The organism is Pseudomonas sp. GYB4201 (assembly GCF_056312595.1).
Genome location: NZ_JBWGIG010000033.1, coordinates 58827 through 74930, shown reverse-complemented (window position 1 = coordinate 74930; position 16104 = coordinate 58827). Strand labels below are relative to the sequence as shown.

Below are 16104 nucleotides of genomic sequence, written 5' to 3'. Positions count from 1 at the left end.
CTTTTCCCGGCGCACCGCGGTGAATCCGGGCGCAGCCTGCGGCAGCTGCTACGGGGGGCGCGACCCGCTGACCGCGCACGGCGTCAGGCAACGCGGTTTCTGTAGCAGCGGCCGCAGGCCGCGTCCAAGGCGCCGCGTTTTTCCCGGCGCACCGCGGTGAATCTGGCCGCAGCCTGCGGCAGCTGCTACGGGGGGTGCGACCCGCTGACCGCGCACGGCGTCAGGCAACGCGGTTTCTGTAGCAGCGGCCGCAGGCCGCGTCCAAGGCGCTGTGCTTTTACCGGCGCACCGCGGTGAATCCGGGCGCAGCCTGCGGCAGCTGCTACGGGGGGTGCGACCCGCTGACCGCGCACGGCGTCAGGCAACGCGGTTTCTGTAGCAGCGGCCGCAGGCCGCGTCCAAGGCGCCGCGTTTTTCCCGGCGCACCGCGGGGAATCCGGACGCCGCCTGCGGCAGCTGCTACGGGGGGTGCGACCCGCTGACCGCGCATGGCGTCAGGCAACGCGGTTTCTGTAGCAGCGGCCGCAGGCCGCGTCCAATGCGCTGCGCTTTTACCGGCACACCGCGGGGAATCCGGACGCAGTCTGCGGCAGCTGCTACGGGGGCTCTGGCCTCAGGCGTTGGGCGAGCAGGGTGCTCAGTTGCGCGCTCAGGCCGTACACCGACAGCTGCGGGTTGGCGCCAATGCTGGTGGGGAACAGCGAACCGTCGTGGATCGACAGGTTCTCCAGCTGGTGGTGCCGGCCCAGGCTGTCAGTGACCGCGCGGCCCGGGTCCTCGCCCATGGCGCAGCCGCCCATGACGTGGGCGCTGCCCAGGCGGGTGCGGAACAGCTCCAGGGGCAGCCCGGCGATCATTTGTCGAGCTTCGTCGAGGGTTTTCGCCGGGCGGGCGTCGTTGTGCAGCGGCAGCACGCTTTGTGCGCCGGCCGCGAACTGGATCTCGGCCATGCTCAGGAAGGCCCGGCGCACGCCGTCCCAGGCATAGTCGGAAACGCGGTAGTCGAGCACCGGCGAACCATCGTCGCGCAGCTCCACGCTGCCGCCCTGGCTGTCGGGGTGGAAGCCGTCGCGCAGCAGCGCCAGCATCATGTGGGTGTGGGGCAGCTGCGCCATGCGCGCGGCGTTTTCCGCGCCGAAGCCGCCCAGCAGGGTGCTGGCCAAGGCCGGTTGCAGGGGCGGCACTTCGAGCTTGTAGGCCATGGGCCCGGTGGTGCCGTCGAGCCACTGGAAATGGTCGGAATAGATCGACTGGGGCGCGCCGTAGAACGGGTTGATCACCTGTTCGAACAGCCCGGCGGAGAAATTCACCAGGTGCAGGAAGGTGCGCTTGCCCAGCCGGTCGTGAGGGTCGGGGGCCTTGGAGCGCAGCAGCAGGGCCGGGCTGTTGATGCCGCCGCCGGCCAGCAGGTAGTGGCGGGCCTTGAGGGTAATGGTGGTGCCGGTGGGCGCCACGCAGCGCTCGTCCATGGCCACGCATTCCAGTCCGGTTACCCGCGTGCCGTCGATCAGCAGGCGCTGGGCGCGGGTCAGGTAGAGCAGCTCGGCGCCCTTGTCGAGGGCGGCTGGAATGGTAGTTACCAGCATCGATTGCTTGGCGTTGGTGGGGCAACCTAGGCCGCAATAACCCAGGTTCCAGCAGCCTCGCACGTTGCGCGGGATGACTTTCCAGCTGTAGCCCAGGGCTTCGCAGCCGCGGCTGATGACCTCGTTGTTGGCGTTGGGCGGGATCAGCCAGGGGGCCACGCCCAGGCGTTGTTCCATGCGTTCGAACCAGGGCGCCATGTCATCCACGCCATGGCCCTTCACCCCGTGCTCGCTGGCCCAGTGCGCCAGAGTCTGGGGTGGCGTGCGAAAGCTCGACGTCCAGTTCACCAGGGTGGTGCCGCCCACCGCGCGGCCCTGGAGGATGGTGATGGCGCCGTCCTTGCTCATGCGGCCGATGCCTTCCTGGTAGAGGCTGGCGTAGGCCTGGGGCTCGATCATCTTGAAGTCGCTGCTGGTCTTGAGCGGGCCTTCCTCGACGATCAGCACCTTGAGGCCGGCGGCGCTGAGGATCTCGGCGGAGGTGCCGCCACCGGCACCGCTGCCGATGATGACCACGTCGGCTTCAAGCGTCAGGTCCTGCTGCAGGCGTGAGCCGTCATGGGTTTTCCAGCCGCGGGCCATGCCGTCGCGGAACAGATCGGGTACAGGCATCACAGGCTCTCTTATTGTTGTTTTTCAGACGGTGGGTGGCCCTGGGTAACCGCAATGGGCCCAGGCCTGCGGGCGGCCGTACCAGGCCATCAGCACCAGTTGCAGCAAGGACGCGTGCCCCTGGCGCAGTAGGTTCAGGCTGCTGCCTTGCCAGCGTTGCAGGAAGGCCTCGATCTGCTCGGGGCTGGCCTGCTGCCAACTGCCCCACACCCCGGTCAGCGGCCCGCGGGTAACGGGCAGGGTGAGTACGTCGAACAGTTGCTGGGTGAGCTTGAGCATGGGCGCGGACAGGTGCTCGAGGCTGCTGTCCAGGCCTTGCAGCGTCTGCTCCACGGCGGCCGGTATGGCGTCGGTGCTGCCGGCCAGCATGACCGGCACCAGCGCCCGCAGGAACGCCAGGTCGCTGTCGCGCAGCACCGCGAAGCCGTTGGCCGGCGTGGCCTGGCTGCAGCCGCTGAGGCTGGCGCCCAGGCCGGCCACGGCGAGCAAGGCGCTGGCGCCCAGGCCCAGCTTGAGCACGGCGCGGCGGTCGAGGCTGTACATGGCGGCGCCCTCAGCGAATGAACAGCTTGTACACCAGTTTCTGTAGGGCCTTGCCGTAGGGCGGGTAGATCACCCGGGCGGCGTTGAAGCGCTGCTTGACCAGCACGCCCTTGGCCTTGCTGAAGGTCAGGAAGCCCTCGTGGCCGTGATAGTGGCCCATGCCCGAGGGGCCGATGCCACCGAACGGCATGTCATCCTGGGCCACGTGCAGCAGGGTGTCGTTCAGGCAGGCGCCGCCGGAATGGGTGTGGGCCAATACGTGCTGTTGGGCCGCCTTGTCGTAGCCGAAGTAATACAGGGCCAGCGGGCGAGGGCGGGCGTTGACGTAGGCCAGGGCCTCGTCCAGCTCGCCGTAGGGCACGATGGGCAGCAGCGGGCCGAAGATTTCGTCCTGCATGACCGTCATGCCATCGTTGACGTTGAGCAGCACCTGCGGCGCCAGGCAGCGCCCCGCATCCGGCGCTTGCGGGTACAGCTCGACTACCCGCGCGCCCTTGCGCCGGGCGTCGTCGAGGTAATGGTTGAGCCGCGCCAGCTGGCGCTCGTTGATGATGTGGGTGTAGTCCGGGTTGCCCTGCACCTGTGGATAAAAGCCCAGCACGGCCTGGCGGTAGGCGTCGACGAAGGCGTCCAGGCGCTCGGCCGGCACCAGCACGTAGTCGGGGGCGACGCAGGTCTGCCCGGCGTTCAGGGTCTTGCCGAAGGCGATACGCTCGGCGGCGTCCTTCAGGGGCACATCGTGGCTGACGATGGCCGGCGACTTGCCGCCCAGTTCCAGGGTCACCGGGGTGAGGTTGTCGGCGGCAGCGCGCATCACCTGGCGGCCGACGCTGGTGGCACCGGTGAACAGCAGATGGTCGAACGGCAGCCGCGAGAAGGCGATGCCCACGTCGGCCTCGCCCAGCACCACGCACACCAGGTCGCTGGGGAACACCCGTTCCAGCAGGCGCTTGAGCAGCAGGCCGGTGGCCGGGGTGGCCTCGCTGAGCTTGAGCATGACCCGGTTGCCCGCCGACAGCGCCCCCACCAGCGGCCCCACGGCGAGGAACAGCGGGTAGTTCCACGGCACGATCACCCCGACTACGCCCAGGGGCTGGTAGGCCACCTTGGCCGAAGCCGGCTGGAAAGCCACCCCGACCTTGCGCCGCGAGGCTTTCATCCAGCCCTTGAGGTGGCGGCTGGCGTAGTGGATGCCTTGCAGGCTGGGCATCAGCTCGGCCAGCAGGGTCTCGTCGGCGCTGCGGTTGCCGAAGTCCTGGCGCAGGGCTTCGACCAACGCCTGCTGCTCGGCCACCAGCACCTCGCGCAGGCTCTTGAGCCATTGCCGGCGCTGGGCGGCAGGCGGCATGGGGTTGGCGGCGAAAGCCTGGCGCTGGGCCTGGAACAGGGGCTCCAGCAGGGCCAGGGCGTCTGGCGATGCTTGCAATTGCGCGGACATGACGTGGGCTCTCTGGTTAATTATTGTACTTTGTAGAGCTTATACTCTAGCGGCGTTATTCGTGCCTGAACATTCGGCGGGGGAATGACGCGGCCTTGTGGCCGCTGCTACGGGGGTGCCATTCGAAGGCTGCGGCGCGGCTCGCTACGTGTACACTGTGATCATTCATTCAAGACCATGGCCAGGGAATCGCACATGGCTGCCCGCCCCAAGACCCGTGACCGCATCGTCCAGCACAGCCTGGAGCTGTTCAACCAGCAGGGCGAGCGCAGTGTCAGTACCAACCACATCGCCGCGCACATGGAGATATCGCCCGGCAACCTGTACTACCACTTCGCCAACAAGCAGGAAATCATCAGCGAGCTGTTCGACCAGTACCAGGCGCTGGTAGACGGTTTCCTGCGCCCGCCGGCCGGGCGCCTGCCTACGGTGGAAGACAAGCGCTATTACCTGCGCGCGGTGCTGTCGGCCATGTGGAGCTACCGTTTCCTGCACCGCGACCTGGAGCACCTGCTGGACAGCGACGCCGAATTGGCCGAGCGCTACCGGCGCTTCTCCCAGCGCTGCATGGTGCAGGCGCAGCTGATCTACAAGGGCTTCGTCGAGGCCGGGATCCTGGACATGAACCCCACCCAGATCGAGGTGGTGACCCTCAATGCCTGGATCATCCTCAGTTCGTGGGGGCGTTTTCTCAGCACCACGCGTGAAAACTCCACACGCATGAGCGAAGAAGCCATCAAGCGTGGTGTCTATCAAGTATTGATGCTGGAGTGGGGCTACGTTACCGCCGATTACCGCGCGGCGGTCGACAGCCTGTTCCAGGAGTTCCACGTGTCGCTGAACCAGGCGCTGGAACCGTCGGACTAACCGTTAACTGTTCATATCCCAGGGAGGCTGCCATGCCCATCGCGCAATTGATCACCCCCCAGCAACTGGCTGCTCGCCTCGAGCAACCGGGGCTGGTGGTGCTGGACTGTCGTTTTGCACTGGAAGACCCGGACTACGGCCAGCGCAGCTACGCCGAGGGGCATATCGCCGGGGCGCACTTCGCCGACCTTGAGCGTGACCTGAGCGGCCGCGTGGTCAAGGGCGTGACCGGGCGCCACCCGCTGCCGGAGCCGGGCCGCCTGCTGGAGCGCCTGCAACAGTGGGGCATCAATGCCGACAGCGAGGTGGTGCTGTATGACGACGGCCCCGGCGCCTTCGCTGCACGCGCCTGGTGGCTGCTGGCCTGGCTGGGCAAGCGCAGTGGCGTGGCGATCCTCGACGGTGGCCTGAAGGCCTGGCACGCCGCCGGCCTGCCGCTGAGCCTCGACGCCCCGCACACCACGCCGGGGCACCTGCATGGCAAGCCCGATGCACAGCTGGTGGTGACCGCCCGGCAACTGCAGGAGCGCCTGGGCCAGCCCGAACTGACCCTGCTCGATGCCCGCGCATTGCCGCGGTTTCGTGGCGAAGTGGAACCCATCGACCCGGTGGCCGGGCATATCCCGGGCGCGCAGTGCGCAGCCTTCACCGACAACCTGGGGCCCGATGGCCGCTTCCTGCCGGCGGACACGCTCAAGCAGCGCTTCGCCGAGAAGCTGGGCGGGCGCCCCGTGGAGTCGCTGGTGGCGTACTGCGGTTCGGGCGTGACTGCCTGCCATAACCTGTTCGCCTTGTGCCTGGCCGGCTACCCGCTGGCGCCGTTGTACGCCGGTTCGTGGAGCGAGTGGATCACCGACGCTCAGCGGCCGCTGGCCAAGGGCGACTGAGCCCCGGCGTCGCGATAGGCCCGCGGCCCCACGCCGTAGACCTTCTTGAATTGCCGGCTCAGGTGGCTCTGGTCGGCAAACCCCAACTGCGTGGCCACCGCCAGCGGCAGGCAGCCCTCGCGCAGCAGCGCCCGGGCGCGGGCGATGCGTTGCTGCATCAGCCAGGCGTGGGGCGGCAGGCCGGTGGCCTTGCGGAAGCAGCGGGCGAAATGGAAGGGTGAAAGGTGTACCGCGGCCGCCAGTGCTTCCAGTGAAGGCGGCTCGGCCAGTTGCATCAGCAGCAGGTCCTTGGCCCGGGCGATGGCCTGGGGCTCGCGCCCGATCCTGGTGGGCAGCCGCACCTTGGCGTGGCGGGCGAACAGCGCCAGTACCATCTCCCGCCACAAGGTCTGTTGCTCAAGGGCCTGGCCTTTGTGCTCCAGCAGTTGGTGCAGGCGGTAGAAGCCGCTGACCAGGTCCGGGTCGCGGTACAGGGTCTCGCTGAACGATGGCGTGGCGCTGCTGCTGATGTCCAGTTCCTGCAGCAGGCTTTCCAGGCGCGCGTTCTGTGGGTAAAACGCCCGGTACAGCCAGCCTTGGTCGTGGCCCTTGCTGCCGGTGTGTACCTCGTCGGGGTTGATCAGCACCAGGGTGCCGCTGGGCGCCAGGTGGTCGGCGCCACGGTAGCGATAACGCTGGGCGCCGCTGACGATCATGCCGATGACGAAGCCGTCGTGCACATGGGGCACGAAGCGCTGCTCGATGTAGCGCGCCGACAGCAACTCCACACCCGCCAGCGGTGGCGTTTGCCAGAAGTGGATCGACTCCTGGCTCATGCCAGCGCCGTCAGCCATTGGGGGATGCGACGTTCCAGGTAGTAAGCGGGCTTGCGCAGGCTGCCCTCGACGAAGCCCACGTGGCCGCCGTGCTCGTGCAGTTCGAAGGTGATGCTGGGCGACAGTTCGTTGGCCTGGGGCAGGCTGTGGCGGAACACGAAGGGGTCGTCGGCGGCCTGGATGATCAGCGTGGGCGTAGCGATGCCTGCCAGGTAGTAGCCGCTTGAGGAGCGCCGATAGTAGTCGTGGGCATCGGTGAAGCCGTTGAGCGGCGCAGTGACCTTGCCGTCGAAGTCCCAGAAGGTGCGCAGGTTTTTCAGCGGCCCCAGATTGCTCAGGGTCGCCAGGCCATCGTGCTTGCCTTCGTGCAGGAAGCGCCGCTGCTTGTCCTTCACGTAGGCCAGCATCTCGCGCATGAAGTGCGCCTGGTACACCTTGGAGAAGCCCATGGCGATGCGGTCGGCGCACTGGTCCAGGCGGAAGGGCACCGAGACCGCTACCGCCCCCTGCAGTTCGCTGTTTGCGCCCACTTCGCCCAGGTGCTTGAGCAGGATGTTGGCGCCCAGCGAATAGCCGGCGGCGAACAGTGGCGCCATGGGCCGGCGGCTGCGCAGGTGGGCGATGACCTCCGCCAGGTCCTCGCTGCTGCCCGAGTGGTAGCTGCGCGCCAGCAGGTTGGGTTCGCCCGAGCAGCCGCGCCAGTTCAACGCCACGCTGGCCCAGCCCTGGGCCGCCAGCGCACGTTGCAGGCCGACCACGTAGGGCGAGTTCGACGAGCCGGTGAGCCCATGGAGTACCAGCACCAGCGGGCTGTCGGCGCTGTGCGGACCATGCCAGTCCAGGTCCATGAAATCGCCATCGGCCAGCCACAAGCGTTGGCGCTCACGTTGCAGGGGGGGCTGACGGCGCAACACCGGGCCCCAGAGGGTTTGCAAATGCGGGTTGCCCAGCCCCGTGGCGGGGTGGAAAGGCGCAGCAGCCTGCGCGGTAGACGTGTGCACGGGTGTTTCTTCCTCCAGTAACCCGGCTAAGTTGCCACAATCGCCGCCGCCTGTATCGGCCTATTTAATTGCCAGGCAGCGGCAGGGGTGGTCGGACCAGCGTGGGGCCATCGTTTGATGCCCGGCAACGCGATCGGTGCGGCGTTGACCCATCGTGACCCGAGTTTGCCGCCCGGGGCGCTGGAACCCAGTGCGTGGCCCACGGCCAGGCCAACGCCAAGCATCACGATGAGGAGCGAAAGGTGTGGCGTGCTCAAGGAGTATCGCCTGGAGGCTTTGCTGGCCAGGGCGCGTAGCGCATAGGGCAGTGGCTTGAGGAATATCACGGTTGCACCTCGTGATTGATGGATGACGAGGGGCAGGGTCTTGCAAGCGGGGAGGGTGGAGGGGGTACATATATGTAGCCGCTGCCTACGGCAGCGGCTACGCGGTTGCGAAAGGCAGTATCAGCCGCGCTGCCACAGGGCGTAGTAGACCTGGCCGGCCTTCTTCTCGCGGTGCAGGCGCCAGTTGCCCGGCAGCTCCAGGGTGGAGGGCGGCGTTTCGCTTTCGGTGTACACCCAGGCGTGCTCGCTCAGCCAGCCACGGGATTCCAGCAGCGCACAGGCGGCAGGCAGCAGGTTCTGGTGGAACGGCGGGTCGAGGAACACCAGGTCGAAGGCGCTGGCCGCCTGGGTTTCCAGGTAACGCAGGGCGTCGCTTTGCAGCAGCTGGCCGGTGGCGCAGTTGAGCAGGTCGAGGTTGGCCCGCAGGCTGGCGATGGCCTGGGCATTGCTGTCCAGCGCCAGGCCCATGCTGGCGCCACGGGACAGGGCCTCCAGGTACAGGGCACCGCTGCCGCAGAACGGGTCCAGCACCTTGGCGCCGTTGACGTAGGCCGCCAGCCAGTTGAACAGGGTTTCACGCACCCGGTCCGGCGTGGGGCGCAGGCCCGGGCCGTCGGGGAAGCTCAGCTTGCGGCTGCGCCATTGGCCGCCAATGATGCGCAGCTGGCCCTGGCCGTTGTGTTTCACAGGTTTTGCAGGGGGATGTGCCATTAATGCTCCGGAACGCCCATGGGTTGTTCCTGGGGGTTGTCTGTAGGGGGTGGCAGCGGTTTCTGCGCCACGGTGGGGCCAGCGGTGACAATCACCAGCTTGTCGGCGTCCAGGTGGCGGTTCATGGCAGCCTTGACCTGCTCGATGGTCAGGTCCTGGGACTGCTGCATGAAGTCTTCCAGAAAGCTCAGGGGCAGATTATAGAAGCCAATGGCCCCCAATTGCCCGACGATGCTCGAATTGCTTGCCGTGGACAGCGGGAAGCTGCCGGCCAGCTCGCGCTTGGCGGCATCCAGTTCCTGCTGGGTAGGGCCGGTTTTCAGGTAGTCACGCAGGATGTCCTGCACCAGCTTGAGGGTGCCTTCGCTGAGTTCGGCACGGGTCTGCAGGCTGATGGAGAACGGCCCGCGGGCCTGCATTGGGGTGAAGCCCGAATAGATGCCGTAGGTCAGGCCGCGCTTTTCCCGCACTTCACTCATCAGGCGGGTGCCGAAGGTGCCGCCGCCCAGGATCTGGTTGCCCATGGACAGTGCCGCATAGTCGGGGTCGTCGCGGGTGATGCCCAGCTCGGCCAGCAGCATGGTGGTCTGCTTGGAGGGGAACTCCAGGTGGGTAAGCCCGGGCTTGGGCGCCTGGGGTTCGGGCATGGGCGCCAGGGCAGGGCCCTTGGGCAGTGCCGACGAGACCTGCTCGGCGATTTTTTCCGCTTCCTCCCGCGACAGGTCGCCGACCAGGGCGATCACCGTGTTGCCAGCCGCGTAGGCGCGGTTGTGGAAGGCGCGCAGCTGCTGGGCGTTGATGGCATTTATGGACTTGGCGTCACCGTCGCTGGGGTGCGCGTACGGATGGTCACCGTACAGGCGGCTGAACAGCTCGTTGCCCGCCAGCTTGCCGGGGCTCTGCTTCTGGTACTGGAAGCTGGCCAGCAGCTGGTTCTTGATGCGGGCCATGGAGTCGGCCGGGAAGGTCGGCTTGCCGACCACCTCGGCGAACAGTTTCAGCGCCGGCTCGCGTTTGTCGGGCGCGCTGAGGCTGCGCAGCGAGGCGATGGCCATGTCGCGGTAGGCGCCGTTGGCGAAGTCCGCGCCCAGGCCTTCGAAGCCTTGGGCGATGGCCTCGACGTTCTTGCCGGCCACGCCTTCATTGAGCATGGCGTTGGTCAGCAGGCCGATGCCCGGGGTTTTCTGGTCCTGGCTGCTGCCGGCGGCGAAGGTCAGGCGCAGGTCGAACATGGGCAGTTGGTGCGCCTCGACGAACATCACCTTGGAGCCTGCGGCGGTGCGCCAGGTCTGGATGTCCATCAGGCGGTGGCTGGGCGCCTTGCCGTCCAGTTCCTTCAGGGTCTGCAGGTTGTCCAGCGGCGCCGGGGCTTCGGCGGCCACGGCCTGGCCGGTGACCAGCGCGGCCAGCAGCGCCACGCCCAGCAGGGCGCGGCGGGGTGAGTTGCGCTTATTCATGCGCCGATTCCTCTGGCAATACGTGGGCGACGCTCAGGCGTGACCGGGTGAAATAGGTACGGGCAGCGTTCTGGATGTCCTGGGGGGTGACGCTCTTGATGTCATCCAGTTCGGTGTCCATCAGCTTCCACGACAGGCCCACGGTTTCCAGCTGGCCAATGGTGGTGGCCTGGCTGCTGATGGAATCGCGCTCATACACCAGCCCGGCAATGACCTGGGCGCGCACGCGCTCGAGTTCCTCGGCAGTGGGCGGCTTGGTCTTGAGCTGGTCCAGCAGGCGCCAGAAACCTTTCTCGACGTCGGCCAGGGTCTTTTTCTTCTGGGTATTGGGCGTGGCCGACAACATGAACAGGCTGTCGCCGCGGGTGAACGGGTTGTAGCTGGCGGAAGCGCCGGTGACCAGTTCCTCGCCGCGCTCCAGCTGGGTGGACAGGCGCGCGCTGTAGCCGCCGTCCAGCAGCGCCGAGATCAGGCGCAGGGCCTGGGCGTCGCGCGGGTTGGCGGCGGTGGCCAGGCCCGGCACGTTGAAGCCGTAGACCACGCTGGGCAGCTCGGTCTTGACGTGCACGGTGAGCTGCCGCTCGCCAGGCTCGGCCAGCTCCAGGGGGAGCTTGCTGGGCGGCGTGTCGCGCCGGGCTATGCTGCCGAAGAAGCGCTGGGCCAGGGCCTTGACCTGGTCGGGAGTGACGTCGCCGACCACCACCAGGGTGGCGTTGTTGGGCACGTACCAGGCCTTGTACCAGGCGCGCAGCTCGTCGATTTTCATGCGGTCGAGGTCCGCCATCCAGCCGATGGTCGGCGTGTGGTAGCCGCTGGCCGGGTAGGCCATGGCTTTGAACAGCTCGAAGGCCTTGGCGCTGGGCTTGTCGTCGGTGCGCATGCGCCGCTCTTCCTTGATTACCTCGATCTCGCGGCTGAACTCGTCGGCCGGCAGCTTCAGGGTGGCCATGCGGTCGGCTTCCAGCTCCAGGGACACCGGCAGGCGGTCCTTGGCCAGCACCTGGTAGAAGGCGGTGTAGTCGTCGCTGGTGAAGGCGTTCTCCTCGGCGCCCAGGTCGCGCAGCACCCGCGAGGCTTCGCCGGGGCCGAGTTTCTCGCTGCCCTTGAACATCATGTGCTCCAGGGCGTGGGACAGGCCGGTCTGGCCCGGGGTCTCGTAGCTGGAGCCGACCTTGTACCAGATCTGCGAAACCACCACCGGCGCGCGATGGTCTTCGCGCACCACGACCTTCAGGCCGTTGTCGAGGGTGAACTCGGTGGTGGGTTGGGGATCGGCGGCCAAGGCGGCAAATGGCAGACAAACCGAGCTGAGCAGCAGGCCGGCGGCACGGCGGGCTAGAGCATTCATTCGTTTTTTAACCTGTCGGACTGCCCGCTTGGTCTTAGCGTCCACGGGCGAGGAGGTGCTAGGATACTGATCCGGTTACCTGGCGACCATGCCTGGTTGCAGAGAATGGCCTGCGGGCTCTCTACAAAATGTTACGCATGAACGAGCCGGGAAAAATACAGTCTGTTCTGCGTTATTAGAATTTCCTGAGGCGCCGCTCTGGCGCGTCGCTACCTTGAGATAGCCGTCTTCCATGTTTGGTTCCAACGACGACAAAAAGTCCCCCGAAAAGAAAGGCCTGTTCGGCTGGCTGCGCAAAAAGCCTGCGCAAGAAGCCGTCGAGCAGCCCAAAGCCCCTGAAACCGTCGCCCCCGAGACCATCGTCGAGGTAGCGCCGGAGCCCGTACTGGCACCTGTGCCGCCCGTGGTGGCGCAGCCTGAACCCGTGGCCGCGCCTGCGCCGGTGGTGCTGGAGTTGCCGGTGCCAGAAGAGCCGGTGGCCCTGGTCCCGGACCTGGAACCCCATGCGCCGCCGCCGATCGCACCGGTCGCCGAAGCGCCGGTGGTTGTGCCGGTCATCGAGCCAGAGGTTGTGCCTGAGCCGGTAGTGGTCGCGCCCGAGCCTGTAGTCGCGCCTGCGGTGCCTGAACCGGTGGTGGTTGCGCCTGCGCCAACGCCTGAACCAGAGCCAGCCCCAGCGCCGCAACCAGAGCCGGTTGCCTTCGTTGCCCCGGTGGTAGCGCCTGCACCGGTAGTGCCTGCGCCTGCGCCGGAGCCCGTGGTTGCCGCCCCGGCCCCCGTTGCCGCGGTCGAACCCCAGCCTGAACCTGTCCCGGAGCCAGCCCCGCAGCCAGCCGCCCAGACCGAAGCCGCCAAGGTCGGCTTCTTCGCCCGCCTCAAGCAGGGCCTGGCCAAGACCAGCGCCAGCCTGGGCGAGGGCATGGCCAGCCTGTTCATGGGCAAGAAGGTCATCGACGACGACCTGCTGGAAGAGATCGAGACCCGCCTGCTGACCGCCGACGTGGGCGTGGAGGCCACCTCGGTGATCGTCCAGAGCCTGACCCAGAAGGTGGCGCGCAAGCAGCTGGCCGACAGCGACGCGCTGTACAAGTCGCTGCAGGGCGAGCTGACCGACCTGCTGCGTCCGGTGGAGCAGCCGCTGAAGATCGAGTCGCAGAACAAGCCGTTCGTGATCCTGGTGGTTGGCGTCAACGGCGCCGGCAAGACCACCACCATCGGCAAGCTGGCCAAGAAGCTGCAGCTGGAAGGCAAGAAGGTCATGCTGGCCGCCGGTGACACCTTCCGTGCCGCTGCCGTCGAGCAGTTGCAGGTGTGGGGCGAGCGCAACAAGATCCCGGTCATCGCCCAGCACACTGGCGCCGACTCGGCCTCGGTGATCTTCGACGCCGTGCAGGCCGCCAAGGCCCGTGGCATCGACGTGCTGATCGCCGACACCGCCGGCCGCCTGCACACCAAAGACAACCTGATGGAAGAGCTGAAGAAGGTGCGCCGCGTCATCGGCAAGCTGGACGCCGACGCGCCGCACGAAGTGCTGCTGGTGCTGGACGCCGGCACCGGGCAGAACGCCATCAACCAGGCCAAGCAGTTCAACAACACCGTGGCCCTGACCGGCCTGGCCCTGACCAAGCTCGACGGTACCGCCAAGGGCGGCGTGATCTTCGCCCTGGCCAAGCAGTTCGGCCTGCCTATCCGCTACATCGGCGTGGGCGAAGGCATCGACGACCTGCGCACCTTTGAAGCAGAACCCTTTGTCCAGGCACTGTTTGCCGAGCGGGAGCGTTCATGATTCGTTTCGAACAGGTCGGTAAGCGCTATCCGAACGGACACGTCGGCTTGCATGAGCTGAGCTTTCGAGTGCGTCGCGGCGAGTTTCTGTTTGTAACCGGGCACTCCGGTGCCGGTAAAAGTACCCTGTTGCGCCTGCTGCTGGCGATGGAACGGCCCACCTCCGGCAAGCTGCTGCTGGCCGGCCAGGACCTGGGCCAGATCAGCAACTCGCAGATCCCGTTCCTGCGCCGCCAGATCGGCGTGGTGTTCCAGAACCACCAGTTGCTGTTCGACCGCACGGTGTTCAACAACATTGCCCTGCCGCTGCAGATTCTCGGGCTGTCCAAGCCCGAGATCGCCAAGCGCGTGGACTCGGCGCTCGAACGCGTGTCGCTGTCCGACAAGGGCGAGCTCTACCCGGGCGACCTGTCCACCGGCCAGCAACAACGCGTCGGTATCGCCCGTGCCATCGTTCACCGCCCGGCCCTGCTGCTGGCGGACGAACCCACCGGTAACCTCGACCCACGGCTGGCAGCGGAAATCATGGGTGTATTCGAAGACATCAACCGGCTGGGCACCAGCGTGCTGATCGCCAGCCACGACCTGGCGCTGATCGCGCGCATGCGCCACCGCATGCTGACCCTGCAGCGCGGCCGCCTGATCGGCGACGGGGAGGCAGCAGAATGAGCTCCACCCGCAGCCCCAAGGTCACCGACCGCGTAGCCCCCAAGGCCGCCGAGCCGCCACCGTCGAAGCAGCAGAAGCAGCAGGAAGACGACGGCCCGGACTTCGCCACCCTGTTCAAGGCGTGGGTGGAAAGCCACCGCGCCAGCCTCAAGGACAGCCTCAAGCGCCTGGGCAAGCAGCCTATCGGCAGCTTCTTCACCTGCCTGGTAATGGCCGTGGCCCTGAGCTTGCCCATGGGCCTGTCGCTGCTGCTCAAGAACGTCGAGCGGCTGGGCGGCTCGTGGCAGCGTGCGGCGCAAATTTCCCTGTACTTGGACATGAACGCCAGCAACCGCGACGGCGACGCCCTGGTCACCCAGATCAAGGGCCTGAACGGCGTGGCCGATGCCGAGTTCATCAGCAAGGACAAGGCCCTCACCGAGTTCCAGCAGCAGTCGGGCCTTGGCGAAGCGCTCAAGGAACTGCCCGACAACCCGCTGCCGGGCGTGGTGGTGGTGACCCCGCTGGAAATCGACAAGGCCGCGCTGGAGGCCCTGCGTTCGCAACTGGCCGACCTGCCCAAGGTGCAACAGGCGCAGCTTGACCTGGTGTGGGTGGAGCGCCTGGCAGCCATCCTCAAGCTGGGCGACCGCTTCGTCTTCGGCCTGACCGTGCTGCTGGTGTCGGCGCTGTTGCTGGTGGTGGGCAATACCATTCGTCTGCACATCGAGAACCGCCGCACGGAAATCGAGGTCATCAAGTTGGTGGGCGGTACAGACGCCTACGTGCGTAGGCCGTTTCTCTACATGGGGGCGATTTATGGCTTGGGCGGCGGCGTTTTTGCCTGGGGCGTGCTGGCTTTCGGTCTGGATTGGCTGAATGACGCCGTCGTAGGGCTTTCCGGGCTGTATGGCAGTGATTTTGCCTTGGCCGGTGTTCCGTCGTCCGATGGTCTGTCGCTCTTGCTAGGTGCCTTGTTGTTGGGGTATATCGGTGCGTGGATTGCGGTAGCCCGCCATTTGCGAGAGCTCGCTCCTCGGTAATATTTTGAAATATTTCGTGTGCCAGCATTGACCTTTGGTGAAATTAACTTTAGGGAACTTGTTTAGCGGTTCCCGGTCTATGCGTCTGTGCTTTAATGCACAAATTCGTGAGTCGGAGGTTTTTTCGTATGACCACTTCTTTGCAACCTGCGTATGCCTTGGTCCCGGGTCAGAACCTGGAAGCCTATGTGCACACGGTGAACAGCATTCCATTGCTGACGCCGGAGCAGGAGCGTGAACTGGCCGAGAGTCTCTACTATGAGCAGGATCTTGGGGCGGCTCGGCAGATGGTGCTCGCCCACCTGCGTTTCGTCGTGCACATTGCACGCAGCTATTCGGGGTACGGCCTGGCACAGGCCGACCTGATCCAGGAAGGTAACGTCGGCCTGATGAAGGCCGTGAAGCGCTTCAACCCGGAAATGGGCGTACGCCTGGTGTCCTTTGCCGTGCACTGGATCAAGGCGGAAATCCACGAGTTCATCCTGCGCAACTGGCGCATCGTCAAGGTGGCTACCACCAAGGCCCAACGCAAGTTGTTCTTCAACCTGCGCAGCCAGAAGAAGCGCCTGGCCTGGTTGAACAACGAGGAAGTCCACCGCGTGGCCGAAAGCCTGGGCGTGGAGCCGCGTGAAGTGCGCGAGATGGAAAGCCGCCTGACCGGCCATGACATGGCCTTCGACCCGGCCGCGGAAGCGGACGACGACAGCGCCTTCCAATCGCCGGCCAACTACCTGGAAGACCACCGCTACGACCCGGCGCGTCAGCTGGAGGATGCCGACTGGAGCGACAACTCCAACAGCAACCTGCACGAAGCCCTGGAAGTGCTGGACGACCGCAGCCGTGACATCCTCTACCAGCGCTGGCTGGCCGAGGAAAAGGCCACGCTGCACGAGCTGGCCGAGAAGTACAACGTGTCGGCGGAGCGTATCCGCCAGCTCGAAAAGAGCGCGATGAACAAGCTGAAGATCTCGATCGCAGCCTGATTCACCCGCTTGATCAAAAAGCCCCGGCCATGTGCCGGGGCTTTTTTTTGTGGG

14 protein-coding genes are annotated in these 16104 nt (G+C 66.4%); 6 read left to right on the top strand and 8 right to left on the bottom strand.

Going from position 1 to position 16104, the window contains the following annotated elements:
- Window positions 1-596 precede the first annotated feature (596 nt).
- Genes AC0Z2B_RS25105 through AC0Z2B_RS25095 form a run of 3 tightly spaced genes read right to left on the bottom strand, consistent with a single transcriptional unit; the run spans window position 597 to window position 4179 of the window.
- Window positions 597-2198: a GMC family oxidoreductase gene (locus AC0Z2B_RS25105; protein ID WP_476300190.1), complete on the bottom strand. Its 1602-nt coding sequence runs from the start codon at window positions 2196-2198 to the stop codon at window positions 597-599.
- Between the two features lie 24 nt (window positions 2199-2222).
- Window positions 2223-2741 carry a twin-arginine translocation pathway signal protein gene (locus tag AC0Z2B_RS25100; RefSeq protein ID WP_476300188.1) on the bottom strand — a complete coding sequence of 173 codons (519 nt, stop codon included), beginning with the start codon at window positions 2739-2741 and terminating at the stop codon, window positions 2223-2225.
- A 10-nt stretch (window positions 2742-2751) separates the two neighbouring features.
- Window positions 2752-4179, bottom strand: a complete 1428-nt coding sequence (locus AC0Z2B_RS25095; RefSeq protein WP_476300187.1) for a coniferyl aldehyde dehydrogenase — start codon at window positions 4177-4179, stop codon at window positions 2752-2754.
- 195 nt (window positions 4180-4374) lie between these two features.
- Here AC0Z2B_RS25095 and AC0Z2B_RS25090 point away from each other — a divergent pair, with 195 nt between their 5' ends.
- Both AC0Z2B_RS25090 and AC0Z2B_RS25085 read left to right on the top strand, forming a co-directional pair.
- Window positions 4375-5046 carry a TetR/AcrR family transcriptional regulator gene (locus AC0Z2B_RS25090; protein ID WP_476300185.1) on the top strand — a complete coding sequence of 224 codons (672 nt, stop codon included), beginning with the start codon at window positions 4375-4377 and terminating at the stop codon, window positions 5044-5046.
- A 32-nt stretch (window positions 5047-5078) separates the two neighbouring features.
- A complete protein-coding gene (locus AC0Z2B_RS25085; RefSeq protein WP_476300183.1) occupies window positions 5079-5933 on the top strand; it encodes a sulfurtransferase in 855 nt (284 codons plus the stop codon).
- On the opposite strand, the gene AC0Z2B_RS25080 is transcribed toward AC0Z2B_RS25085, so the two are convergent.
- The 5 genes from AC0Z2B_RS25080 to AC0Z2B_RS25060 form a co-directional block, all read right to left on the bottom strand.
- Window positions 5906-6766, bottom strand: coding sequence for a helix-turn-helix domain-containing protein (locus tag AC0Z2B_RS25080; protein ID WP_476300181.1), 861 nt, complete (start codon window positions 6764-6766; stop codon window positions 5906-5908). The two genes, AC0Z2B_RS25085 and AC0Z2B_RS25080, sit on opposite strands and share 28 nt — an antisense overlap.
- Window positions 6745-7749 carry a hydrolase gene (locus AC0Z2B_RS25075; protein WP_476300178.1) on the bottom strand — a complete coding sequence of 335 codons (1005 nt, stop codon included), beginning with the start codon at window positions 7747-7749 and terminating at the stop codon, window positions 6745-6747. Before AC0Z2B_RS25075 ends, AC0Z2B_RS25080 begins: the two co-directional genes overlap by 22 nt.
- A gap of 446 nt (window positions 7750-8195) precedes the next feature.
- Complete coding sequence (rsmD, locus tag AC0Z2B_RS25070; protein ID WP_476300176.1) at window positions 8196-8786, bottom strand: 16S rRNA (guanine(966)-N(2))-methyltransferase RsmD; 591 nt, start codon at window positions 8784-8786, stop codon at window positions 8196-8198.
- Complete coding sequence (locus AC0Z2B_RS25065) at window positions 8786-10243, bottom strand: M16 family metallopeptidase (RefSeq protein ID WP_476300174.1); 1458 nt, start codon at window positions 10241-10243, stop codon at window positions 8786-8788. The genes rsmD and AC0Z2B_RS25065 overlap by 1 nt, the downstream gene beginning before the upstream one ends.
- Window positions 10236-11591, bottom strand: a complete 1356-nt coding sequence (locus AC0Z2B_RS25060; protein WP_476300172.1) for a M16 family metallopeptidase — start codon at window positions 11589-11591, stop codon at window positions 10236-10238. Before AC0Z2B_RS25060 ends, AC0Z2B_RS25065 begins: the two co-directional genes overlap by 8 nt.
- A 232-nt stretch (window positions 11592-11823) precedes the next feature.
- Here AC0Z2B_RS25060 and ftsY point away from each other — a divergent pair, with 232 nt between their 5' ends.
- The 4 genes from ftsY (at window position 11824) to rpoH (ending at window position 16050) form a co-directional block, all read left to right on the top strand.
- Window positions 11824-13377, top strand: coding sequence for a signal recognition particle-docking protein FtsY (gene ftsY, locus AC0Z2B_RS25055; protein WP_476300170.1), 1554 nt, complete (start codon window positions 11824-11826; stop codon window positions 13375-13377).
- Window positions 13374-14045 (top strand): cell division ATP-binding protein FtsE, encoded by a 672-nt coding sequence (gene ftsE, locus AC0Z2B_RS25050; protein WP_416427363.1) that lies wholly within the window; start codon window positions 13374-13376, stop codon window positions 14043-14045. Before ftsY ends, ftsE begins: the two co-directional genes overlap by 4 nt.
- Window positions 14042-15067, top strand: a complete 1026-nt coding sequence (ftsX, locus tag AC0Z2B_RS25045) for a permease-like cell division protein FtsX (RefSeq protein ID WP_416427362.1) — start codon at window positions 14042-14044, stop codon at window positions 15065-15067. The genes ftsE and ftsX overlap by 4 nt, the downstream gene beginning before the upstream one ends.
- Before the next feature lie 128 nt (window positions 15068-15195).
- Window positions 15196-16050, top strand: coding sequence for an RNA polymerase sigma factor RpoH (gene rpoH / locus AC0Z2B_RS25040; RefSeq protein ID WP_473004774.1), 855 nt, complete (start codon window positions 15196-15198; stop codon window positions 16048-16050).
- Window positions 16051-16104 lie beyond the last annotated feature (54 nt).